Source organism: Prevotella multiformis, from assembly GCF_018127985.1.
GTDB classification, from domain to species: Bacteria; Bacteroidota; Bacteroidia; order Bacteroidales; family Bacteroidaceae; genus Prevotella; species Prevotella multiformis.
In genome coordinates this window covers 786,903-809,901 of sequence record NZ_CP072357.1, presented here as the reverse complement: position 1 = coordinate 809,901, position 22,999 = coordinate 786,903, and the positions used below count along the sequence as shown (strand labels likewise).

General features: G+C 52.6%; 18 protein-coding genes. 8 read left to right on the top strand and 10 right to left on the bottom strand.

Annotated features, from left to right (window positions below; translation table 11 throughout):
• Positions 1-65: 65 nt before the first annotated feature.
• The 10 genes from J4864_RS03260 to J4864_RS03215 form a co-directional block, all read right to left on the bottom strand.
• Positions 66-1,382, bottom strand: coding sequence for an aspartate kinase (locus J4864_RS03260; RefSeq protein WP_211814577.1), 1,317 nt, complete (start codon positions 1,380-1,382; stop codon positions 66-68).
• 47 nt (positions 1,383-1,429) lie between these two features.
• Positions 1,430-2,176 carry a cell division ATP-binding protein FtsE gene (locus J4864_RS03255; protein WP_211814576.1) on the bottom strand — a complete coding sequence of 249 codons (747 nt, stop codon included), beginning with the start codon at positions 2,174-2,176 and terminating at the stop codon, positions 1,430-1,432.
• Between the two features lie 888 nt (positions 2,177-3,064).
• The gene (locus J4864_RS03250; RefSeq protein WP_211814575.1) at positions 3,065-4,057 is read right to left on the bottom strand and encodes a discoidin domain-containing protein; all 993 of its coding nucleotides are present in this window, start codon (positions 4,055-4,057) and stop codon (positions 3,065-3,067) included.
• Between the two features lie 21 nt (positions 4,058-4,078).
• On the bottom strand, positions 4,079-5,242 hold the full coding sequence (locus tag J4864_RS03245; protein WP_211814574.1) for a DUF1735 and LamG domain-containing protein: 1,164 nt from the start codon (positions 5,240-5,242) through the stop codon (positions 4,079-4,081).
• 13 nt (positions 5,243-5,255) lie between these two features.
• Positions 5,256-6,347 carry a glycoside hydrolase family 18 gene (locus J4864_RS03240; RefSeq protein WP_211814573.1) on the bottom strand — a complete coding sequence of 364 codons (1,092 nt, stop codon included), beginning with the start codon at positions 6,345-6,347 and terminating at the stop codon, positions 5,256-5,258.
• Positions 6,348-6,379: 32 nt separating this feature from the next.
• A complete protein-coding gene (locus tag J4864_RS03235) occupies positions 6,380-7,936 on the bottom strand; it encodes a RagB/SusD family nutrient uptake outer membrane protein (RefSeq protein WP_211814572.1) in 1,557 nt (518 codons plus the stop codon).
• 27 nt (positions 7,937-7,963) lie between these two features.
• Positions 7,964-11,065, bottom strand: a complete 3,102-nt coding sequence (locus J4864_RS03230; protein ID WP_211814571.1) for a SusC/RagA family TonB-linked outer membrane protein — start codon at positions 11,063-11,065, stop codon at positions 7,964-7,966.
• Positions 11,066-11,603: 538 nt separating this feature from the next.
• On the bottom strand, positions 11,604-13,679 hold the full coding sequence (locus J4864_RS03225; protein ID WP_211814570.1) for a TonB-dependent receptor plug domain-containing protein: 2,076 nt from the start codon (positions 13,677-13,679) through the stop codon (positions 11,604-11,606).
• 818 nt (positions 13,680-14,497) lie between these two features.
• Positions 14,498-15,481 carry an ISAon1 family transposase gene (locus J4864_RS03220; protein ID WP_449579657.1) on the bottom strand — a complete coding sequence of 328 codons (984 nt, stop codon included), beginning with the start codon at positions 15,479-15,481 and terminating at the stop codon, positions 14,498-14,500.
• Position 15,482: 1 nt separating this feature from the next.
• A complete protein-coding gene (locus J4864_RS03215; protein WP_007369112.1) occupies positions 15,483-15,827 on the bottom strand; it encodes an ISAon1 family transposase N-terminal region protein in 345 nt (114 codons plus the stop codon).
• Between the two features lie 32 nt (positions 15,828-15,859).
• On the opposite strand from J4864_RS03215, the gene J4864_RS03210 reads away from it, so the two are divergent.
• The 8 genes from J4864_RS03210 to J4864_RS03175 all read left to right on the top strand — a co-directional run bounded on the left by J4864_RS03210 (position 15,860) and on the right by J4864_RS03175 (position 22,971).
• Positions 15,860-16,699, top strand: coding sequence for a DUF2589 domain-containing protein (locus tag J4864_RS03210; RefSeq protein WP_246479428.1), 840 nt, complete (start codon positions 15,860-15,862; stop codon positions 16,697-16,699).
• 57 nt (positions 16,700-16,756) lie between these two features.
• The gene (locus tag J4864_RS03205) at positions 16,757-17,611 is read left to right on the top strand and encodes a DUF2589 domain-containing protein (RefSeq protein WP_007368762.1); all 855 of its coding nucleotides are present in this window, start codon (positions 16,757-16,759) and stop codon (positions 17,609-17,611) included.
• A gap of 9 nt (positions 17,612-17,620) precedes the next feature.
• Positions 17,621-18,970 (top strand): DUF2589 domain-containing protein, encoded by a 1,350-nt coding sequence (locus tag J4864_RS03200; RefSeq protein WP_211814568.1) that lies wholly within the window; start codon positions 17,621-17,623, stop codon positions 18,968-18,970.
• Positions 18,971-18,983: 13 nt separating this feature from the next.
• The gene (locus tag J4864_RS03195; RefSeq protein ID WP_211814567.1) at positions 18,984-19,325 is read left to right on the top strand and encodes a hypothetical protein; all 342 of its coding nucleotides are present in this window, start codon (positions 18,984-18,986) and stop codon (positions 19,323-19,325) included.
• 16 nt (positions 19,326-19,341) lie between these two features.
• Positions 19,342-20,025 carry a DUF2589 domain-containing protein gene (locus J4864_RS03190; protein WP_007368759.1) on the top strand — a complete coding sequence of 228 codons (684 nt, stop codon included), beginning with the start codon at positions 19,342-19,344 and terminating at the stop codon, positions 20,023-20,025.
• A gap of 17 nt (positions 20,026-20,042) precedes the next feature.
• Complete coding sequence (locus tag J4864_RS03185; protein ID WP_007368758.1) at positions 20,043-20,267, top strand: hypothetical protein; 225 nt, start codon at positions 20,043-20,045, stop codon at positions 20,265-20,267.
• Positions 20,268-20,279: 12 nt separating this feature from the next.
• Positions 20,280-22,325 carry a DUF2589 domain-containing protein gene (locus J4864_RS03180; RefSeq protein ID WP_211814566.1) on the top strand — a complete coding sequence of 682 codons (2,046 nt, stop codon included), beginning with the start codon at positions 20,280-20,282 and terminating at the stop codon, positions 22,323-22,325.
• Between the two features lie 112 nt (positions 22,326-22,437).
• Complete coding sequence (locus tag J4864_RS03175) at positions 22,438-22,971, top strand: DUF2589 domain-containing protein (RefSeq protein WP_007368757.1); 534 nt, start codon at positions 22,438-22,440, stop codon at positions 22,969-22,971.
• Positions 22,972-22,999: the final 28 nt, after the last annotated feature.

Here is a 22,999-nt window from a genome sequence, read left to right as displayed (position 1 = left end):
GGTTCACAAACCGTGCGTCCGCTTCTGCGACGGGTGTCCTGTAAGTCGGTCTGCTGCCGGTTCTGTTACTTGAATAGGACATCCGACAGCGACTGCAGTGCGCACTGCTTGTCGGTCTCCCTGATCAGGAAGGAGATGTTGTAGTTGCTGCCTCCGTAGCTGATCATGCGGACCGGAATGTCCTTCATGGCATCTGTCGCCAGTGTCTCGAAGCCGACATTGCTCCAGTCGAGGTCGCCGACAACGCAGACGATGCACATCTCTGCATCGACGGTGACGGTGCCGTACTTCTTCAGTTCGTCGACGATTTCCGCCAGATGGCTGTCGTTCTCGATGGTCATCGACACACCCACCTCACTGGTCGCGATCATGTCAATCGGTGTCTGGTAGCTCTCGAAGATCTCGAATACCTTGCGCAGGAAGCCGGATGCGCCGAGCATGCGGCTCGACTTGATCTTGATGGCCGTGATGTCATCTTTGGCGGCGACCGCCTTGATCTTTCCTTTCACGAGGGTGTTGTTGATGATGGTTCCTTCCGCATCCGGATCCATCGTGTTCTTCAGCCGGACCGGGATGCCGGCATATTTCGCCGGCTGTACGCAGGTGGGGTGGAGGATCTTGGCACCGAAATAAGCCAGCTCTGAAGCCTCTTCAAAGTTCAGCTGGCGCACGGCTTCGGTCTTCTCAACGACACGCGGGTCGTTGTTGTGCATTCCATCGATGTCGGTCCATATTTGAATCTCTTCGGCATTGACGGCCGCTCCGACAAGCGATGCCGTGTAGTCCGATCCGCCGCGCTGCAGATTGTCGACTTCGCCGTAGGCGTTGCGGCAGATGAACCCCTGTGTGATACAGATCTGATAGCCTTCGTTCTCCTTCATGATGGCTGTCAGGTGCTCTCTGATGTACTGACCGTCGGGCTCGGCATTCTTGTCCGTCCGCATGAAGTCGAGTGCGGGCAGCAGGACGGCCTTGACTCCCTGCTCCTGCAGGTAGTTCACCATCATGTTGGTCGACAGTATCTCGCCCTGTGCCACGATGCTCTTCTCCTCGAACGAAGTGAACAGGTCTTTTGTGAAGGAACGCAGATAGTTGAATTTCTCCTCCAGAAACGCACGTGTTTTCTGCCTGTATTCTTCCGTGGAATACAGCTCCCCGATATGTCCGAGATATTTCCGTTCCAGCTGGTTGATCAGTTCGTTGGCACCCTCTGGATTCTTCCGGTAGAGGTAATCCGATATTTCTATCAGGGTGTTGGTCGTTCCACTCATTGCGGAGAGCACGATGAATGCGGGCTCCCCGGACTTTGTAATCAGTGAGGCTACATCTTTCATCCGCTCGGGCGAGCCGACGGATGTGCCCCCGAATTTCATTACTTTCATCTTCTTCTGTCTTTTCTGTATGTGGATTCACGCTGGGCGACGTCTGTCTATTCGTCCTGCGCCGGCTCGATGATGGGCTCGATGAGTGCTGCTTCCTCGTCCAGATCGCAGGCATCCTGCTTGTCGTTGAGCTGGGAAAGCCCGCCGTCCTTGCAGCGATAGACCCTGCCCGGGAAGCGGTCGAGGAGACTGATGTTGTGGGTCGACATGATGACGGTTGTCCCCGTCTGGCAGGTGTCTTTCAGGATGCTGACGATGTTGGCGGCCGTCTCCGGGTCGAGGTTGCCTGTCGGTTCGTCGGCAAGGATCATCTTCGGCATGTTCAGCAGGGCACGTGCGATGGCGACACGCTGCTGCTCGCCGCCCGACAGCTCGCTGGGCATTTTGTCCTTTTTGTCGGTCATGCCCACCTGCTCCAGCACTTCCCCGATCCGCCGGCTGATTTTCTTCCGGTCGTTCCAGCCTGTTGCCTGCAACACGAACTTGAGGTTCTTGGCTACGGAGCGGTCATGCAGCAGCTGGAAGTCCTGGAAGATGATACCCATCTGTCTGCGGAGAGCAGGGATACGGCTCCGTTTGATGTCGGGCATTTTCTCGCCCAGAACAACGGCCTTCTCGGCATCCTCACTGTCAATGTCCAGTTCACCGTAGATGGTTTTCAACAGCGAGCTCTTACCCGATCCGACACGTCCGATGAGATAGATGAACTCTCCCTGTTCAGCCTGAAAGTCTACATCTTTCAGAATCAGGCGTTCGTCCTGATATATGTTTACTTTCTTATAGTCTATCAGCATGATCCTTCCTGTATGGTTTTATGAATAGTGAATCTATATTCTTTCACGCATTGCCTTTGGCAATTGTTTATCTTGCAAAGATACTAAAAAACTTTTTATTGCTGTTGTTTTGCGCCATGAATTGTGTTACATTACAGAAGTTTCACAGTACGCTCAGGCATCGGCGGGTATCAGCAAAGGAGGTGTGTACATTGTCTCCTTGCATTGCTCTGCCGTTCCCGCACCTTGCCGCAGCCCTCCTGTAGAACCTCCGAGGAGGCCTGTCGCTGTGGTGTATCTGCGGATTCGGCAGGGGAATTGTCTGCGGCCAGAGCCTTTTGAAAGGTCATTTTATCGTTGCTGCCCGGTAGACTTTCTCCATGCAGGCCGCCCATTCGCCGCCCGCTGTATGCGTTGCAGTGTCCGGAAGCGGTCTGTCTTTCCACCTCCTGCCGTCATGTCGATGTCTGGCACCATTCATGTTCACGCTTCCGACTGAAAGGGAAAGCGGAAGATACCGTATAAAAGCAGGATATGACGGGTTGACGAGCTTTCTGGCAGCGACAGGGCGATGTGGAATTTTTAGGACAGGCCATTCACTGACTTATGTCATTCATGTTCTCCGTACAGTATAATATGGCTTTATAATACATTGATGGACAACAGGTTGCCGGACACGCAAAAAACGGTACCTGTTTGCATTGCAAGGGGGCGTTGGTTTGAGCCCAAAGGGGCGTTCCTTGCCGTGTAAGGAACGCCCCTTTGAATGGCAGATGATGGCCTGTTGTTGAGTGTGCGGTTGTGCGAACAAAGAAAGCCCCCAAAGCACGCGGCCTGGAGGGGCTTATGCTTTGGGGGCTTTTTCAGAAGTATGTGTCCGCCGTAGCGAAGAGATTCGTCCGGGGCTGCTTATTCAAACGCCCATATCTCGCTCACGGCAAAGAGGGGTCTGCTGCTGGTATGGAAGGAGGAGAGAATCTTTACCTTCGCATACTTGCAGGTTACCGGTGTAGAGAAGACGATGGGCAGCGGGGTGTCGTCGTCATAGGGAGATGCTGCCGTAACCGTCCCCTGCCTTGTCCATTTCATGCCGTCCATGCTGGTGAATACCTCAACTTCCTTGACGCCGTAGTTGTAGTACGTGTATGCGGAAAGGACGCCGATGCCGGTGAGGCGGGTCTCTTTCTTGAACGCCATTGTGAATGTCGGGCCGTAGGACATATAGGTGTAAATGAGGGTGCTTTTACTGCCGTCGTTCAGTTTGCCGGCATTTACTCTCCTGAGGTTGGTCGACATGGTGTACTGGTCGTAGCTGATGCTCTTGTCGTAGTTCAGTTCACCGTTGGTCGTGACGTTCTCATAGCTGAAGTTGGTTGCTACCAGTACCCTGTTGTAGGAGCTGCCGGCGGCCGCACCGTCAACGGACGTGATGGCTACGGCAACGGCACCGTTCTTCAGCATGGGGATTTTCTTGAGGCCGTCGCCCGCCTTCAGCTTTACGGCGATAGGTTCGGAGGCGGTCACCTGCCCTTTGGGTATGGTGACGGTCGTCCGGTTCAGCTGGATGGCATCCTTGTCCATCACCTCCTCATTGCCTTGCGTCTTGACATTCTCGGCGGTAGCAGCCACGCTGACGGTAACGTCCTTGTCTGCCGGTGAGGAGAGGCGCACGTAGATCAGCGCACTGTCGTTCGCCAGGGTGACATCCGTCGCCGATTTCACGCCGCCCAGCATGACTTTGTTGTCATCGCCGGTGCCGGTGTAGAGATAGGCTTTTGTGTCGTAGTTCTCTTCTGCAGTAGGGTAGAGCGAGCTTCCCACTTCCGGTTCGCTCTGGCAGGCTGTCAGTGCGGCGGCTACCATTGCGCCTGCCAGCACTGTCTTGATCATATTCTTGTTCATGATTGGGTCTTGCTTAAAAACTTATTTACCATCGATTCTCACGTTCTGTTCCCAGTTGGGGACGGACACGCACTTACCGGTGTTGCCGTGCCCTGTCGCATCGGCGAAGGTGTCGCCCTGTCCCTCGTTCAGTTTCCAGTAGGCTTCCAGACCGTCGCTCTTCGGGTCGCAGGCGTACATGTTGTTGAGCACCTGTGCCTGTGTGCGTGCCTTGGTCCAGAAGCGCAGCTCACTGACTTTCACGTCGGCTTTGAGGTAATCGGTGTTGCCGAAGTTGATCGGGCTGGCGATGTTGGTCGTGTTGCCGGGCAGTGACATGGAGTTGTCGAGCACGCCGTTGACGTAGAGGTAGAGCTTCGTGCCTGTGCAGACGAAGGCGATGTGATACCATTTTTTCGCATCGAAGAGCATCTTGCTGTTCATCTGTGTGCCCTGCGTCTTAATCTGCAGGCGGTTGCCCTCGATCGGAGCATCACCGAAGCGGGTGTAGATTTCACCGCCGTTGCTGCCCCATGCACCGAAGAGAGCCTGGTTGTTCAGCTCGCCCAGGCCCTTGCCCAGCTCGCTCATGTTGACGTTGAACTCCAGTGTCCACTCGTTCAGGTCGTATGCCTGGCGCATGGTGAAGTGGATGTTGTGCGATGCGTTGATGGTCGGCACGGCCTGGTAGATGACCTGGTCGAGCAGGTAAACCATCGTGCTGCCGGAGTTCAGCACGTCATATTTCCCGTCCTTGCTCTTCAGGCGGAGCGCGACGGCATACTTCTGTCCGCTCTCCTTCAGTGCCTGTGTCAGCGGGTTGATGGTGAGGGATACGGCGGAAGAGGTGGTCTTTCCGGCTTCAATGGTCACTTCTGAGCCTGATAGGGCGTAGAACTCCTTCGGCAGCGCCTTGTAGGATGTCTCGTTGCGCTGGTTGTAGGCATCGAGCGCGCTTTCGTCTGTCACGACCTCGAAGGTGCAGTCTTCCGTTGCCGGGTCGGAGAGGCGTACATTCACAGTGGTGGTTACGGCGGTGTTGCCGATGGTCACCTTTTCGTTGGAGTTGCCGTTGGTATTGGTCTGTGCGATGTAAGCCTGGTTGGAAAGTGGAGAATACTCTGCGTTGTTGCAGGCTGCCAGCAGCATCAGGGAGGCTGCTGCGAGCCCTCCCATGACGTGCTTTGAAATGTTGTATTTCATCATTTGATAGTCTTGATTAATGGATAGATGGGTTCATGATCTGGATGGCCTTGCGCAGGAACGGATAGTTGCCGGTCTGTCCGGAAACGTTGTATTCGTATTCCATGTGGTAGGTGCCGACGCCGCCTTTGCTGTAGGACACGCCGTCATAGGTGGGTCGCCAGTAAGCCATACCCCACAGGGAGGGAACGACCGTACCGTTGTCCAGGGTGAATCTGGCGCCGCCTGTGCCGGCAGAACTTTCGAAGTTCTCGCACACGATGATCTTCCTGGCCACCTGCGCCGGCGTGAGATGATCCTTGAAGTGGTCTGCCTGGACAGCGAAACGTTCGTTCAGGCCGTCATTGCTTGAGCTTGCATAGGCCTGGAGGATGAAGTAGTTGAGGTCGTTGCCATACTCTGCCGGGATTTTCTCAGGCTGTCCGTCGACGACGAACATACGTCCTGTGCCCGACTTCGGGCCGATGCGCTTGGACATGGTCTTTACGAAAGCCTCCATGACTTTGGGGTTGACCCACAGCTCTTTGTCTGTAGCGAAAGGCTGTGCATAGTCTGGCTCGGCATCGAGGTCGAAGCCGTCGTAGCCGTACTTGTCGATCGTGTCGCAGATGGCATTGGCATACTTCTCGGTAGCGGCGATCTGTGAAGCCTCGTCGTCGCCCCATCCCCAGAACTTGTGCCGCCATTCCTTCCAGGAGATGGACTTGTCCGTCTGTGTCGGGGTGATCTGGTCGCCGATGTCGAAGACAAGGCAGGAGATGAGCACCTTCGTGCCCTTGGTCTGCTGCACGAACCGCAGGTCGTTGAGCATGGCCTCGGTCGGGTTCTTCCAGTTGCCCCACAGGGAGACGAAGTCGGTGCTGTCAGGAAGGCCTGCCAAGGAGTTCTCATACGTCACGCCAGTTCCTGTCCAGTTGCCGAACCAGCCGAAAGCCACGGCATGGTCGGTCTTCTTGTAGTCGCGGAGCTGTGCGTAATACGCCTCGGACTTGTTGGAGTGGGTGAGGTCGGCTCCGTTCTTTGTCTCTGTCTCTGTCCAGTCGCTGCAGGCTGTGAAAGCCGTTGCAGCGCAGGCAGAAAGCAGGAATATCTTGATTATATTCTTCATTTTCTATCGAGTGTTTGTTGATGAATGATGTTTTATCTGCGCTGCCACCACATCTTGGTAGCGTAGTCGTCTGCTCCGTTCAGCAGCTGTACGGCCTTGAGGTAGTTGTCCTTGTTGTTGGTAGCCTCGTCTATGTCGAAGGGGATGCGGTTGGCAACTTGGATGCTGTAGTCGGTCGGCTGTGCCAGAGGGAACACCTTCGGATAGCCTGTACGGCGGATTTCGCACCAGCCTTCCTGCCCGTTCGGGAACATGGCGATCCACTTCTGTGTGGCAAGCCGCTCCAGCTTCTGGTCATCGGTGGCCGCATTGTCCCACTTGATGGTGATGTTGCTTACGGCACTGACATTGCCGCCGTATTCGCTGATGGGGTCGACATAATCGGCTTCAGTGGACGTGTTGTCGGCCAGATAGCTTGTCGCATCGCCTGCACCCCACTGCTCGAAGGAAAGTCTTACGCCCTCTTCGTAGAGCGACTGGGCAGTCCCGCCCATGTTGCTCCAGCCAGCCAGCGCACCTTCCGCACGGCAGAAGGCCATCTCGGAAGCGGTGAGCCATACGCCTTCGCTGTTCTGGTTGATGTTGGCGGCAGAGTAGGCTTTGTCGGCCGTGGTCTTGTTTCCGATCTTGGCAGCGGCACGGCAACCGATGATGGTGCGCGGACCTGCATCCTCGGTCGGCTTGAAGAACTTGGCGAGACGCGGGTCGTTGTACCCCGTAAGGTAGCATTCGAGGTCGGCACAGGCACGGCTGTCGCCCCACTCGACGGAGGTCTTGTACTGTCCGTTGGGTGTGTAGGCGATGGTGCAGTTGTCCTCATTGCTCGTGATGACACCATCCTGTACGGCCTGTTCGCCCAGCTGTTTTGCCAGTGCAGGAGCAACGAAGCGGATGCGGATGGCAATGCGGAGTTTCAGCGAATTGGCATACTTCAGCCACTTGGCGAACTTGCCCTGATAGACCTTGTCATGCTCCGCAGAGACGGTAAGGTCGGGGTTGGCAGCCACCAGCGGGCTGATGATTCCGGTTGCTTTGTTGAGATCGGCAATCAGACTCTTGTAGACATCCTCCTGTGAAGAGTAGGCGTTGCCGTCGTTGGGATCAGCCCCGATGGGAATCGGACCGTACATATCCGTGAGCCGCATGAACGACTGTGCGCGGAGAATCAGTGCCCAGGCATAGTTCAGCCCCTGCCCGTTGGTGACGCGTGCAATCTCCTTGAAGGCCGATACCGTCTTGGGCATGGAGTCCTTGAACGGATAGCGCACCCATCCGTTGGGAGCATTCAGGCGGGCGAAGTTCTTCTCGGCAAAGCCGCTGTTGGCATAGGTCATGTAGCGGCCCAGGTAGTTGCCGATGAGGTCCTGGTTCATCTGGTAGGTGTTTTCCTGCTCGGGGAAAGCTTCGTTCTCCATCTGAACGATGAACGAGGATGTCATGTAGTTGTCACGGTTCAGATCCTCTGCAGAGGCTCCTGTCCCCGGACGGTTGGCCTCGTGGAAGCCATCCGTACAGGACGGCATTGAGAATAGTACCGCACTCGCAAAGGTGCAGGCAGTGACAGCTCTGTATATATTGTTCTTTTTCATTTCGAATTGATTAAATCAGTGTGATAGTTAGAACTTCAGTTTTACGTTGAAACCAAGTGTGCGGAGACTCGGCTGCATGAGGTAGTCGAAGCCCTGGTAATAGGTTCCTGTCGATGCTGTTGCCTCCGGGTCGAACGGCGCCTTGTTGTAGATCATGAACAGGTTGTTGGCTGTCAGACCGAGCGTCAGCTCCATGCCGGAAAGCATTCGGCGTGGGAAAGTATAAGCGAGGTGGGCCTCCTGGAGACGTGCGTTGGTTGCACTGTAGATGTATTCGGACCAGATGGGGTTGTCACCACCGACTACAGAGTAGTACTTCTCGGCTGAAACCAGACCCTTGTTGACGGCTACGCCACCCTTGTCGCGTGCCTCTGCAGAAGCCTTGGAAACACCGTAGGCATCCATCAGCGCCTGTGTCTGCGACATGACGATACCGCCGAAGCGTGCCGTGACAACGAAACCGAGGTTAAAGCCTTTCCATGAGAAGTCGTTGGAGAAACCGATGTTGCCCTTCGGCAGTACAGAGCCACGGTAGGATGGATTGGGAAGGTTCACCTGTGATACATTACCGTCCTTGACAGCGATGTTGCCTTCGGCATCACGCTTGAAGTCGCTCGTCATGTAGACATCTCCCATCGTGCCGCCCTTTTTCAGGATGATGTTCGCACCGTTCAGACCGCCCTGGTTGATGACCTCATTCGGGTCGTTGAGCAGCTCGACGATCTTGTTGCGGTTGGCACTGTAAGTGAAGCTGCTGCTCCATGCGAAGTCGTCCCATGTGTGGTTGTAGCCCAGTGACAGCTCGATACCGCGGTTCCGCACGTTACCGGTCTGTACATATTCGGAAGTGAATCCCTGTCCGCCGGTGATGGGACGGAGGAACGTCTGGTTCTTGGTGTTCGACTGATAGAGCGTGACATCCAGGGTCAGAGCGTTGTTGAAGAACCGCGTCGTCAGACCGGCCTCCCACGAGTTGGTACGCTCGGGACGGAAGTTCTTCGGGAACTTGTAGGTAACGGTGCTGTAAGTGCCGGATGCCGGGTTGTAGACGTAACGCCACGGTGAGGTGATGTTGGGCGAGATGGCCGAACCTACCGATGCCCATGAGCCGCGCACCTTCATGTAGCTGATCCATGACGGGAGCTTCGCCATCTGCGAGATGACGGCGGACATACCTACTGACGGATAGAAGAAGGACACGTTGTCGGTACCGTCCAGCGCCGAATCCCAGTCGTTACGGCCGGTGAGGGTCATGAACAGCATGCTGCGCCAGCCCAGTTCGACGTTGGCAAAGAGGGAGTTGATCTTGTGGGCATTGTCAGTATAAATAGGACGGTTGTCTGCCGTAGCCGTACCGTAGTCGATGGCGTTCGGTGTGAACAGGTTGGACGGTGCCTTCAGACCTCCCTGGAAACCGGTTACATTGTACTTGATGCGAGAGAACGAACCGCCGAGGTTGGCTGATACGGAGAAGTCGTCCAGCGTCTTGTTGATGTTGAACATCAGGTCGCCGTAGAGGGAACGGTCGTTTACCTTGTCATATCCGTAGAAACCGTATTTTGAGTGGGCAAAGAGGTTGGTGGTAGAAGCATGACGCTTGTCCTCCTGCTTCGTGTTGGCATCGTCCCAGCGCAGGCGGCCTACAACGTCCATCCAGTCGAAAATCTTGTACTTCAGACTTGCGCTGACCATATAGCGGCTGCGGTTGTTTGAACGTACCATGCGCTTTGCCACCCAGTAAGGGTTCTGCATGCTCAGTGCATCGCCGAAGTTCCAGTTCTGCACATTGATGCCTCTCGACTCGTCGTAGATTTCGAATGTGCGGATGGCATCGAAGCTCTCGCCGCGTGGGAACAGGTAGACGGCTGTCAGCGGGTTGAAGTACTGCCCCTGGGCCGTCAGGTTCGTATCGTGCTCCTTGATGTAGTTGAAGCTGAAGTCGAGGGTCATCCGGTCGTTCAGGAACGTCGTCGTATTGCGGAACGCAAAGTTGTAACGGTCATATTTGTTGTTGGGGATGATGCCTCTTGCGTTCGTCGTACCCAGGGAGATGTAGGTCTGGTTCTTGTCGGTACCGGCAGTCAGCGACACGTTGTTCTGTACGTTCGTACCGGTGTTGAAGAAGTCCTTGGGGTCATAGTTCCCATAGGCTGACGGAGTCTTGGCGCCCCACGACTTCACCTCGCCGGCACGGTTGATGTAGGAGTTCTGGAACTCCGGCATCACGAACGGGTTGGCAAACTGCGTGCTGTTGCTGACCGTCACGCTCACCTTGCCTTCCTTGCCTTTCTTGGTGGTGATCATGATGACGCCCTGTGCGGCGGCCGAACCGTAGAGGGCTGCAGCGGCAGGACCGCTGAGGACGCTGATTGACTCGATGTCCTCGGGGTTGATGTCGGCAATGCCTTCCGAACCCGGCTGCGAACTGAATGCGCCGCCGCTGATTTCCCCCTGTGAAGTGTTGTTCACCGGCACACCGTCGATGACGTACAACGCCTGGTTGCTGCGGGTAATGGACTTCGGACCGCGCATCACGACGCGGGCAGCACCACCCATGCCGGCAGAAGAGGCGTTGATGTTCACACCGGCCACCTTGCCGGAGAGAGAGTTCATGAAGTTGGGGTTCTTGACCGTTGTAAGGCTCTCACCGCCTACTTTCTGTACGTTGTAGCTCAACGCTTTTTCCGAGCGTTTGATGCCCAGAGCCGTTACCACGACCTCTTCAATCTGGTGTGCCTCGGCTTTCAGCGTAACCGTCAGCGGAGCATTGCCGGTGACTTTCACTTCTTCGGTGTTCATTCCGATATAGCTGATGACAAGTGTCGCACCCTTGTGCGCCGTGAGTTCGAACTTGCCGTCGAGGTCGGTCGTCGTGCCGTTCTGCGTGTCCTTGACGCGGACTGTCGCTCCGATGACCGGTTCGCCCGTGTTGTCAACGATGGTTCCGGTGACCTTTACATCACCATCCGACTGCTGTGTCCCCTGAATCTTTGGGGCATTCGCCTTTGCAGCTGCGGCAATGACATGCTTGCCAATATTGCCGGACAGACCGGCATGGTCGCTGGCAAAAGCATTCAGACAGCAGCAAGACAGGAAAACACTTACTGGTAGAATCTTTCCTTTTCTCATTCGTAATTTATGTTTGTTGATAATCTTATTCGATTTAGGTGAAACCTGCCAAGGCGTGGTCTGCGGTATAGGTTCTATGCCTGATACCCCCTCTGCTGATACCCCCTCATTTGTCTGTTCTTTGCTTAGGTAAGAGGAGATGTACCATGATGTTCATCGGAAACAGCAACTCCTTTTTAGGTTTTGTACTGCAAATATAACATTTCATAAGGCAGAATTACGCAGCATACACCCAATAATTAACATATATAAATATTAGTAATCGTTTTTTAGTGGTTATGCTGGGGTTGTCTTTATGGCAGGAGGCGGAAGCCTCTTTCTTGCTTTCCCGGTCATAGAACAGAATCCGTCCTGCTGGTGCCGGAGAGTCTTTTCAGGTGCAGAGCAGCCGGTGTGCGGGATGGTGCTGCCGTGTCCGATTTCTCCTGACAGCGTACAGCCTGTCCCCCCGGTAAACGGATGACAGGCTGTGATGATGTGGGGACACACGTCCGTTCACGAATCATTCCTGTGAACGGAACCGGTGTAAGACAACGGCTTACAGGTGGATGCTGAAACCGGCGACAATCCACACGCCGGGCTGTGGTACGTTGCCGTAGTCGACATAATGTGTTCCGAAGAGATTGTCGGCTTCAACGTATGCGGTCCACTTCCCGGTGTTCCAGCTCATCCTCGCATCTGCGACACCATAGCTCCTGTAATCGTGCTCTTGGTTGTTCTTGTCGATATAACTTCCCATGCGGTGCTGGAAGCGATAATTGATGCCGAGGTCGAGGCTGCGCCAGAGGTTCAGCTGGAGCGTACCGACCAGCTTGTGCTTCAGATACTCTAAAGTGTATTTGCTCACTTTCCCTTTCTCTTCCGCTTTGTCCTGGCTGATGTAGCTGTAGGCCATCCCCAGCTTTTTGAAGAACCGCTGGGCAGGGAAGATCTGCCGGAAGTCAAAGTCGAGTGAGACCTCTGTACCGAAATCGTTGATTGTTCCGAAGTTCACGCTTTTCCATATCAAGGCTCCGTCGGCGTCCTTCGTCCCGTCCGTGATCCAGTCGATGAGGTTCCGGTGATGGTTCCAGTAGAGGCTTGCCTTTGCTGCGACACCCTTCTCTTCGTATCTCATACCGGTTTCGATTGCCGATAGTTCCTCCGGCCGGAGGTGCTTGTCGGCCTTGTAGCCGCCGACGGAATAGAACAGTTCGGTGACAGAAGGCATGCGGAGCGACGCATTGTAGGAGGCATACAGTTTCCATGCTTTCCCGATACGGTAACCCGCATCGATGCCCGGATAGACACGCATGGGCATATCCGCCTGGCTGTTTCTGACGGCAGTCAGACCGGCGGAAAGCGTGAAACGGTCGAGGATGATGTTGTGCTCAAGAATGAACTGGATGTTTGTCCGGTTCAGTCCTACGGTGTAGTCACGGTCTGTCCCGTGGATGTGTTTCGGCCGGGAGAGCGGTTCGCCGAGGTTGCCGCTGACGAGGTCTTCGTTGCGGAGTTCCACACCCACAGCCGTCCGTCCGAGTGTCCAGTCGAAATAAGCATTGAGATTGACACCGTAAATATCCGTACGGTGATAGTTGAACGGATATTTGTCAGGCGCATCACGGAAAAGCTCGAAGCGGTCCATGCTGCGGTTCCAGTAGATGGCCGGCCGGATGTGGAAGCGTCCGCGGAGGTTCTCGGCCTGCAGGGCGGTGAAGGTCTTGAAGGTATGTTCAAACTGGTCGTCATACCGTGAAGAATAGAACGTGTTGGCTCCGAAGTCCTTTGCGCTCAGTCCGGCGTGCCATCTCACGGTTATGTCCTCATCCGTGTAGCCGCCCTGGTAGAAGGCTTTTGCCGTGCGGTAATCGGCATTAAGGCGGCCGGCCTTGCTGCGGAGATAACCGTCGCTGCGGGTGCAGGAGGCCGACAGCTGGTTGTCCCACCGGTTTCCGGATGCGAGGTTGCCGCGCACGCCGGCACTGAAGTAGCCGTAGGAGCCGCTTTCTGCATGGGCGGAAAGACTCGTCTGCCGTGGTGTCCGGGTTACGATGTTGATGGCACCTAATAAAGAAGACGTGCCGTAAACCCGGGCTGCAGGCCCTTCGAGGACTTCGATCCGTTCGATTTCGCTGATGTCGACAGGGAAATCAAAGGCGTTGTGCCCTGTCTGTGCATCACAGATGTTGATGCCGTTGAGGAGGACGGTGATCTGTTCGGAGTTGCCGCCGCGGATGCTTACGTCCGTCAAGGCGCCCAAGGGACCTTTCTGCCGGACATCCACGCCGGCGGCATACTTCAGCAGATCGTTTACACTTTGTACCGGCGCCGCCTGGATGTCCTCGCGGCTCAGTACAGTTACCATTCTCGCCTGCTGACTGACCGTCAGCGGTGCGCGCGTCCCCGTCACGCTTACCTCATCCAGCATCACTCCCCGGCCGGTAGCAGCTGAGTCGGTCTCGGCCTTGTCGGCCTCGATACTGATGCCTTTGGCGGTGGCATGCTGCAGAGTAGCGACGCTCAGCACCCCGACCAGCACCTCTTTGCCGAGGACGGCGAAGAGCGAGTAGCCGTGGTTGGAGAAGTGTTTGAACTTCAGAACGCTGCGCTTTTGAAATGTTGGTTTGTACATATAATGAATGAATAAAAGACCGGTCTGGGCTGTCATTCCCCTTCCGGCAAACGGCTGCAAAAGTAATAAATATTTTCATAATAAAGAAGCTTTGTCTGCAGTAAGTAGGCCTGCATGATTCTTTCTGGCCTGCACCAGGGATGCAGGAGAAAAAGGCCGATTCCTGCAAAATGTGCAAAGGTCAGGTTGTCTGTTGATTGCAGAGCTGTGCAATTGTCTGTGCTTGATTGCATCGTAAGTAAGGCTTGGTTGCGTGTGAAGTAAGGCTTACTTGTATTTCAAGTAGGGCTTTGGTTGCAATGCTGTCTGGCATCCGTTGTTTTCTACACAATATTATTATGGCCAAGGAGCGCATTGCTCCCGATGCTTCGTTGGGTTTTCCGTCATCGGAGGACTGTGGAATTTTCCAGAGAAACCCCGGGATTGGCAACCAATATGACCAAGCCTGCTTCCCGCCCAACAGCCCTTGCTACGGCAAACGTTCCCCTCTGTGCATTTTTCCTTTGTATGATTTTTTTAAAAGAAAATGGATTTTTTTGTCTGATTATTTGGAAGTTATTATTTTATTTCCTATATTTGCGACATAGATTTTGCGTTTGTTTTTAAAACGAAGGCCACAGTGATTTATATAGCTGAATAACTAACCGGACGTGGCAGGATTTATACAGGTTCTATCCTGTCAATCTGTCCATTCAAAGAACCTGACTAAAAACTTAACACTATGGGAGTAACTGGTAAAACTATCCGAACGTTGCAAGGACTTCCTTTCGACAACTTAATTGGGGTCAGTCCTAAAACCCAGTTGCAAGTCTATCCTCTTAAGCACATAATTTCATAAGTCTATATAAAAAGAAAGGAATATCTGTGACTCCTCTGAACTGTGCCCTGAATGCCTTAACTTTAGCATTGAATGACTCGGCATTTGCATTCGTAGCTCTGTTTACAAAGAAATTGAGTATGGTTTGATAATGATTTTCAAACGTGTCAATCACTGTGTAGAAATTGTCCACTCCCAGCTCTTCAACCTCATTAAACCATTTTGCCAGCTTCAGCCTTGCAGCATCCTTGATGCTCTTGATGTTATAAATGTCGGTAAGTTTCATAGCCAAATCATATGCCTTTTTCAGTGTCGGATAATGTTCAAAGATGATTTGTGCCCTACCTTTCTGTGTTTCAGTCCACTTGGTCTTGTGCTTGGTCAATATGAACTTTGCTCTGGCGAGCAACTGCTTGCGCGTGTCACCATTGCTGTATCTAAATGGTATATATTCCTTACCCTTACTTTTAGCTTCTTTTATCTCCTCATTCTCTTTATCTCTTGCCATCCATCGGTAAGCGATACGCATGTCATCCAGAGCATCATAATATAGTTTCTGCACATGAAATCTGTCATTGGTAATAAGTGCTTTTGGAAAAACAGAGCGGGCTATGCGCATCATAGAAGATGATAAATCGAGTGTTATCTCCTTGACTGTCTTTCGTTTAGAAAGGTTTATCGTCTTGAGAACCTGGATGACGTCCTCTGCCTTGGTCCCTTTAACCACAGCTACCAAAGTCCCTTTTCTGCCCTTTCCCGCCTTGTTGGTCAGAAAAGTATAAACCTCGCCACTGCTTAGACAGGTCTCATCAATACTTAGGTTCTCACCTATGTTATCTTCAAACAATAGCCAGTCTTGAGCATGCCCCAACTGGTCCCAGCTACGATAATCACTGAAATGTTCCTTGTACTGTGTGGATAACTGCTTGCCATTTACGCCATAGTGCGCACCGATGCTTGCGATGCTCTCTGCAGTGGACTCAATTCTATTCTTTTAAAAAAGAAACGAACTCGGGGGATAGTTTACTGCCCTCGGCCGTCAAGTCATCATATGAATAAGTAAATATCTCTCCGTTGGAACTGTCACGCCACTTGCGACGGCGAACATGGAGATAGACGGCTTTGCCACGAAGAGGAAAGTCCTGAATTACACGCTCGCTGGTAAAACCATAACTGCTTACAGTGCCTAACTTATGGTCTGACTTTTCCATGAAGTTACGCTCGTCAAGCCAAAAGTCAAACTGCGAAACACTCTCGTGAATATCGACAACATCAAAGTAGTCGGCAAGTACATCTGGAAAGATGCAACGTAATAATTGGTGACTCTTCATGATGCAAAGGTAATAAATACTTATGAAATTGTGTGCTTAAGAGGATAGACTTGCAACTGGGTTTTAGGACTGACCCCTTAATTGGTGGTCCGCTGAATGCCTGTATCCTGGCACAAGCACAAGCAGCGCAGACTACGGTGAATTTCATCCAAGAGGTAGGTCTGAACGAAACGCAAGACGGTACGAAAGAAGCTATCTACGTGTACTTTAACTTTGTACAGAATGGGCGGAAGGTGACTATCAGCGTTCCTCTGCTGACGATTCTGCCTATTCCGTACATTGCAATCAACTCTATTGACATCAATTTCAAAGCCACGGTAAACGGTGTTGAAAACACTTCTGATACGAGTGAATACTCCTCAGAGTATAAACGAGACTACAAGAAGGACACAAAGAACGGGTGGCGTTCGAAAAGGACAACCAGCCTGACCACATCCTATTCGTCCAAGTACGATTCCAAGAGCACGAAGGACTCATCGTTCAGTGTTGAGGCTACGATTGACGTTGCTGTACATGCCGGTCAGGAGTCCATGCCTGCGGGTATGGCAAAGATTCTTGAATTGCTCGGTGCAGCGATGGATCTCTGCTCACCCGACGGCGAGCTGACCGTAAACGACACCACGTTCTATGTGGCGAAGGATGCGAAAGCAAAGGTGATTGCCCAGTATAAGACACCTGCGGGACTCTATGATTCCACCCAGATAAAATGTAAGGATGCTGCCAGCGCCACCAAAAACGACATGGACAAGACCATGGAATTTGAGTTTACACCGAGAGATAATGCTTATGTAATCGAGTGTGGTGTACAGAAGATAAATGTGAGGGTACTCGAACAGAAAGCACCCACACCTGCTGCTCCGGCCCAGTCTTAACAGCATGCCTTTCGGACAGAATCATCGAATTATTAATTTCTAAATCTTTCCAAGGTTATGGCATCCATTGACACGACTCCTTCTCAAGTCGCTACCAATGCGCTGCAGTCGTTGCCTTTCGGTACGCTCATAGGAAGTCCGCTCAAAGCCTGCATTGATGCGCAGGCTAAGGCGGCACAAGCATCCTGGGAGTTTATCAGAGATGTGGGGCTGACTGACGCCGAGGGCGGTGGAAAGAAGGCGATTTACGTGAGTTTCGAATACCGCAAAGACGGGCGTTCGGCAACTCTGTGCCTGCCATTGCTGACGATAGTTCCGATTCCTTACCTTACCATACGCGAGATTGACATTGCTTTCAAGGCACGCATCTCTGCGGCAGCATCCACTTCAAAAACCGAACATAAGTCCTTCGGATTTGAAATGGGGACGAAGGTAAAGGCGGGATTCAACCTACTCGTAGCAAGTGGCAGCGTGGAATTGAGCACCAGCATATCAAGCAAGAAAGACTCCACGGCAACGCGTGATTCCAAATACAGCGTGGAATATACGATGGACGTGAACGTCAAAGCCGGACAGGACGACATGCCTGCCGGAATGTCGAAGGTGCTGGAAGTACTCAGTAGCTCTATTGACTCTACGGACACAAAGGGTGAAATGCGCGCCTCTGACCAGGTAGTCAGTCTGGGTGGCGGCGGAAGCACCTATATTTCTTACAAGAATAAGGAGGGATATTACATGCCCGAGGACATTCGCCTGTATGAATATAAGGGCTCCAAGTTGGGCAGTGAAGTTACAGACAAAAAATGTGAGAAGGCTGCTGACGACGCTGGATTACTCTGCAAGTTCAATGAAGAGGGAGATTATTGTGCAAAGGCCGGCGAGAGAAAGCTGGTCATCAAAGTAATTAAATAACAGTTGACTATGCCAGATGACAATAATAAAAGCAAAGATGAAAATCTTGCCAACAACTCTCCGCCTGCGGAGCAAGCCCCGAAAACGGATGGAGATGCCGCACAAGGCGCATCCGGAAAAGAGGGTGGTGGCTTCCTTGAAGGCATTATAGATACAGTCAAGGAGACTGTTGAAAACAAGGTTAAGGATCTGAGAGGCACAGACAGTGGTAAAGATAAGGACACCAATAAAGATGCTGGCGGTGAAGCTGATCGTAAAGACGGCAACACCGGGGACAAAGACAAGGACGATGCCGAGTCCCCGAAAGAGGAAAAAGGCGGAGTTGTTGAGGAAGGCAAGAGTATTCTTGAGGGTGTCAAGGACACTGTCGGAAAGGGCGAAAAGGGCGGCGCAAGCCAACCGTCCCTGGCTGAACAGATGAAGGAGTTGAACGAAGTGCAGATTGACAAGGCTTTCGTGGAAGATTCCCTGAACCTGCTTGACAAGCTGTCGTTCGATAAGCTCATTGGCAATCCGCTGCGTGCAGCTATCAAGGCACAGCGTGACCTGGCGAAGGAGACGCTCGGTTACATTCGTGAAGAAGGCATAAAAGTGGACGAGGACGGACAGGGACAGATAGCCTATGTCACGATGAACTTCGTCCGCGACGGTAAACAGGTGAAGATGCGGGTACCGCTGCTCACGCTGATGCCGGTGCCACGCCTCTCCATAACGTCCATGAACTACACGTTCAAGGCCAAGGTGGATGCAGTCTCGTCGGTCGTGGCTTCGGTAGGAAGCGGCGGAACACCTGTCAATACCACTTTCAGATTGGGCAGCAGTGACAAGCCTGCCAAGCCGTCTTCTTCTGGTGGAGGAGCACAGAAGCCTTCAGCAGGGAAGGGGGAGACGGCAGGGAAGAGTGCCAAACAACCTGAAACGGAGAACAGCTCAAGTCCTGCGGCAACTTTGTCGGCGAGCTATTCGTCAAAGAAAGACTCTGGTGCAACCCGTGACTCGCGCTACAGTGTGGAAACAACGATGGACGTGACCATCACTGCAAGCGAAGGGGATATGCCTCGTGGAATCGACAAACTGTTAGATGTACTCAATGAGTCGGCGGAAGTCATCGACCCCAATGGTGTTCTTCAGGTGTCGGCAGAACAGGTGTCGCTTACCAACGGGTATGCTGCCATATCGGTAAACTATCGTGACGAACAGGGAGCTTGCCAGCCGACGGCGGTGAAGTGCGTTCAGCTTAACGGCGCGAAAACTCCTGTTTTGCTGCAGAGCGGTGACAACATGCTGCTTGTGTTCAGCGAAAAAGGAGTCTACAAAATCACTGCGGGAAAACTGCAACGCATAGTATTTGTATCATAAAAATAATTTCAACATGACGAAATTACAAGACGTAATAGCCTCAGTGCTGCGCGACGTACTGTCGGCGCAGCATGAGGCTAACCTCCTCACAGAATCACTCGCTGAGCAATATGCCGATGCGGGTGTCATGAATCAGCTGAATCTGCCTGCCGTGACTATTGGCGACATGGAGATAACCTTCCGCTTCGCTATCGCTTCTGACGGTGAACTGCAGGGGAAATCGCCGGAAGACGGCATTCAGTCGATGGATGTCATTGTCGATGCTGACCGTCTGGCATTGCTGCCCGGGCATGCTGTCCACAGTGTCTCATTGACGGTCTCACCGCAGGAAAGTATAAAGAAGTCTGAATCATAAACTCTGACAATGCATTATGGACAATGACATTACCAATACCCAAGAGATACGTCCTGAAGACCTTGCAGGTGGCAAGGGGGGAGATTCGATGGAGATGACGTTGGCTGATATGCTGACGGGAATGATCCAGTCAACTGTTGCTGCCGACCAGAAGGCTGCCGAAGACTATCTGAAGGTGCTGCGTAACTATGCACTGGTACCCTCGAAAATAGGAGATGGACATGAAAGGCTCAAGATGGTTGACTTTGAAATGACCGATTCTGACGGGCTGCAGCAGATTGTCTCCATACCCAAGCTGTCGTTGTTGCCGCTTCCTGTGCTGCGTGTTGCGGAAGCTACGTTTGACATTGAGGCACAGGTTGACATCAAAACCGATGTAAACGAGAAAGAACGGCACCTTTTTCTGGAGCGTTATCCGGTGTTCAGGGATCAGCTGAGAAGTGTTCCGGAGGCGAAAATGTCAGCAACGCTGGAAAAGGAAATACTGCGGAGAAGGATAATTGCCCCCGGAGTCTGCGTCAGGCTCAAGCGACCTGTACCGACAGAAATGCCAAAAGCTAGGAGATTGGAACAGAAGATGACAAACATCAAGGTACATGTAAAGCTCGAACCAGTCCAGTTGCCTGATGGCATGCGTGGATTGCTGCAGGCAACAGACAGCAGCATAAAGGTGATATCAAAGAATAAAAACCAAGAATAATATCAAAACCTATAGCTATGACAAATAATCAGCAGAAAACCCCGGGGCTCAACTGTCCTAAATGTGGAACATTCATTTCTACTTCCATCACTGAACTGCTTTCGGCAAGCGGACTGCATTGTCCACACTGCCACCTCGTGCTGAACATCAACCGTAACGAGTCAAAGCGTGCGATGGAGATACTGAAAAACGTCGAAGAGGCACAACAGAACCTCAAGAAGGCAAGTTCATTCCAACGATAATTCCGTAACATTATGCAAGATGGAACTAATATAAATGCAGGCAGTAAGGTCGTGAGCGCCCTCAATTCCATCCCCTTCGGAAGCATCATCGGCGGACCATTGGCTGCATGCGTACATGCGCAGGCTGAGGCCGCGCAGACCACAATGGATTTCATCCGTGGTTTTACGATGACCGATTCAAGTCTTGATATCGAGGGTAGAGAGCCTGTAACTGTTACTTTCTCCTTCATCATGGAGGGAGTTCCCATGCTCATGACGGTGCCGCTCATGACCATTGTCCCCATTCCGTATATGCGCATCAACTATGTTGACCTCTCTTTTACGGCCGACATCACGGCATGCGACAGCGAGAAGATGGAAGCGAAGTATGCGTCAGAAGGGTATAAACGCACGGAAGAGGATGAAAAGTCTATTTCGATGCAGAGCAAAATGGGTATCAGCATCCGTGCTGCAACCAGCGATATGCCGTCGGGTATGGCAAAAATGCTTGATTTCTTTGGCAACAATCTCATCATACAGGAGACTTTGACAGCTGAAGAAGTGGATGAGATGCGTTGGGAAGCGGATCGGCAACGTGCTATCATAGCTGCAGATTGCGAGGAACAGAAACGCATTGAAGAAGAAAGGGAACGCGAAAGAAAACGCCGTAAAGAGGCTGAAAAAAAGCGCCACGACAAGATTGCTGCGCTCGTACAGGCGGTCAGGCTGCATAAAGAACAGTCAGAGGAGGAACGGATAAGGGAACAAAAGCTGAAGGAAGAGAAAGAACGGTGGAGAAAAGAAGCGCAGGAAAAGCGCATCCGTGAGAACCGTCCTGACCCCCGGAATCCGTTTGCACTGCCTGAGACCAACAGGAAGAAACCACATCCGGAGTGCACTTTCGACCCAGAACAAAGCATACAGTGGAACATTGATCGGCAGGAAACACTCCGTGGCAGCAACAGGCATGACTGGCTGCGCAACCATCTGCTGCTTGCCCTCAGGACGGCACAGCGTATCTATCCCAATGACATTAATTCTACTGACGGACAGCGTATTCTCAAGGAAGACCTTGCAAACTTCGGCAAACGGTATAATGGCTGGTACACATACGGCGAACTCAACAACAAGGATTTGCCCAAGGGGTATCGGAAAAACGGCTATATTGATACCGCTTATACCGACTTTGTAGGGTATGTGCTTGACAATGAACGGCGCCGTAATGCTCCTGACCTTTTAAATCCAACCGATCCTATATTTCGACCTCGGCCAGGCAGACTGCCCCAGGACGGGCTTCCTAAGCCGTCGGATTCCTCTATAGATATAGAATACGGCCGTAGACCTAGTAGACCTATAGTTCGCCCTAGTATAGACAATATACGTCCTGTAGCACGTCCCAGCGCAGAAGGGAGTAGTTCTTATGTCCGCCCCGGCAGAGTGGGAGACCGTCCTGTAGTTCGTCCCAGCAGAGTGGAAGACCGTCCTGTGACTCGTCCCAGCGCAGAAGGGAGCAGTTCTTATGTCCGCCCCGGCAGAGTGGGAGATCGTCCTGTAGTTCGTCCCAGCAGAGTGGAAGACCGTCCTGTGACTCGTCCCAGCGCAGAAGGGAGCAGTTCTTATGTCCGCCCCGGCAGAGTGGAAGACCGTCCTGTGGCTCGCCCCAACGCAGAAGGAAGCAGTTCTTATGTCCGCCCCGACAGAGTGGAAGACCGTCCTGTGGCTCGTCCCAGCGCAGAAGGGAGCAGCTCTTATGTCCGCCCCGGCAGAGTGGAAGACAGTCCTGTAACTCGCCCTGGTGTTGATTCTGAACGTCCTGTAGCTCGTCCCAACAGAGAAGAGAACAGTTCTTTTATTCGTCCCAGCGAAGAGTGGCGCATACCTGTAAAACGCTCCATGCTAGATTGTACTGAAGCTGTGAGAAGGGCAGATGTTGTACGTTTAGGAACGGAAGGAAGACCTGCTGACGCAGATAGGACTGTTGACGCAGATAGGACTGTTGACGTAGATAGACCTGTCGACCCTCGCATTATTAGGCGTCCCACATCCAGTGACTGGAAGCCGGATGAGGAAAAGGGTTAGTAGCGGAAAAAACGCTTAGAAGATGAAGATTTCAAACCCGATGTGAGCGGGAAGGGAAGGCAGGAGCAGTGCAGAAGAATCTTAAACGAAGAATCAAATCACGTAGGAAGAAATGAGTGACGGACAGAAAAGCAACCCCCAGAAGAAGACGTATAGAGATGTCATGTGGCTCTCTGACATCATGTGCAAGACGCTTACCGACTGCATCGAGGCGCAACATGAGACTTTGGAAAAGTCGCTTGACCTCATTGAGCGCACCGCCTTCCATGCTACTGACAATGGTTCTGAACCCGTAATGGTCAGTTTCTCGTTTCAGCAGGATGGGAAAAACCACACGCTCCGTGTGCCCCTCTTGGTACTGGTGCCCTTTCCTTTCCTGCAAATCAGTCAGGCGGATCTTTCTTTCTTCGTAAGTATCATGTCTTCGAACACCCATCAGCTGAAAGGATTAAAGGTGCGTTTCTCACCCTCCAATCACCTGCTTGCCGAGTCACGCCAGGAAAAAAGCGATGTGCGCAACAACATACGTGTGAACATCAAGGCGGTTGCCGCAGCCCCTTCAAATGGCATGTCGCGTCTGTTGCAGATAGCAGGCAGCAACGGTATGCGCATACGGAAGGCTGACGAACCAGCGGATAACCCGTAAGAATCAATTCCAAGAATCTCTAAAACAG

What these genes read in the sequence shown, in the direction of transcription:
- J4864_RS03260 (WP_211814577.1), bottom strand. Translation starts at nt 1,382, where the DNA reads ATGAAAGTAATGAAATTCGGGGGCACATCCGTCGGCTCGCCCGAGCGG.
- J4864_RS03255 (WP_211814576.1), bottom strand. Translation starts at nt 2,176, where the DNA reads ATGCTGATAGACTATAAGAAAGTAAACATATATCAGGACGAACGCCTG.
- J4864_RS03250 (WP_211814575.1), bottom strand. Translation starts at nt 4,057, where the DNA reads ATGAACAAGAATATGATCAAGACAGTGCTGGCAGGCGCAATGGTAGCC.
- J4864_RS03245 (WP_211814574.1), bottom strand. Translation starts at nt 5,242, where the DNA reads ATGATGAAATACAACATTTCAAAGCACGTCATGGGAGGGCTCGCAGCA.
- J4864_RS03240 (WP_211814573.1), bottom strand. Translation starts at nt 6,347, where the DNA reads ATGAAGAATATAATCAAGATATTCCTGCTTTCTGCCTGCGCTGCAACG.
- J4864_RS03235 (WP_211814572.1), bottom strand. Translation starts at nt 7,936, where the DNA reads ATGAAAAAGAACAATATATACAGAGCTGTCACTGCCTGCACCTTTGCG.
- J4864_RS03230 (WP_211814571.1), bottom strand. Translation starts at nt 11,065, where the DNA reads ATGAGAAAAGGAAAGATTCTACCAGTAAGTGTTTTCCTGTCTTGCTGC.
- J4864_RS03225 (WP_211814570.1), bottom strand. Translation starts at nt 13,679, where the DNA reads ATGTACAAACCAACATTTCAAAAGCGCAGCGTTCTGAAGTTCAAACAC.
- J4864_RS03215 (WP_007369112.1), bottom strand. Translation starts at nt 15,827, where the DNA reads ATGAAGAGTCACCAATTATTACGTTGCATCTTTCCAGATGTACTTGCC.
- J4864_RS03205 (WP_007368762.1), top strand. Translation starts at nt 16,757, where the DNA reads ATGGCATCCATTGACACGACTCCTTCTCAAGTCGCTACCAATGCGCTG.
- J4864_RS03200 (WP_211814568.1), top strand. Translation starts at nt 17,621, where the DNA reads ATGCCAGATGACAATAATAAAAGCAAAGATGAAAATCTTGCCAACAAC.
- J4864_RS03195 (WP_211814567.1), top strand. Translation starts at nt 18,984, where the DNA reads ATGACGAAATTACAAGACGTAATAGCCTCAGTGCTGCGCGACGTACTG.
- J4864_RS03190 (WP_007368759.1), top strand. Translation starts at nt 19,342, where the DNA reads ATGGACAATGACATTACCAATACCCAAGAGATACGTCCTGAAGACCTT.
- J4864_RS03185 (WP_007368758.1), top strand. Translation starts at nt 20,043, where the DNA reads ATGACAAATAATCAGCAGAAAACCCCGGGGCTCAACTGTCCTAAATGT.
- J4864_RS03180 (WP_211814566.1), top strand. Translation starts at nt 20,280, where the DNA reads ATGCAAGATGGAACTAATATAAATGCAGGCAGTAAGGTCGTGAGCGCC.
- J4864_RS03175 (WP_007368757.1), top strand. Translation starts at nt 22,438, where the DNA reads ATGAGTGACGGACAGAAAAGCAACCCCCAGAAGAAGACGTATAGAGAT.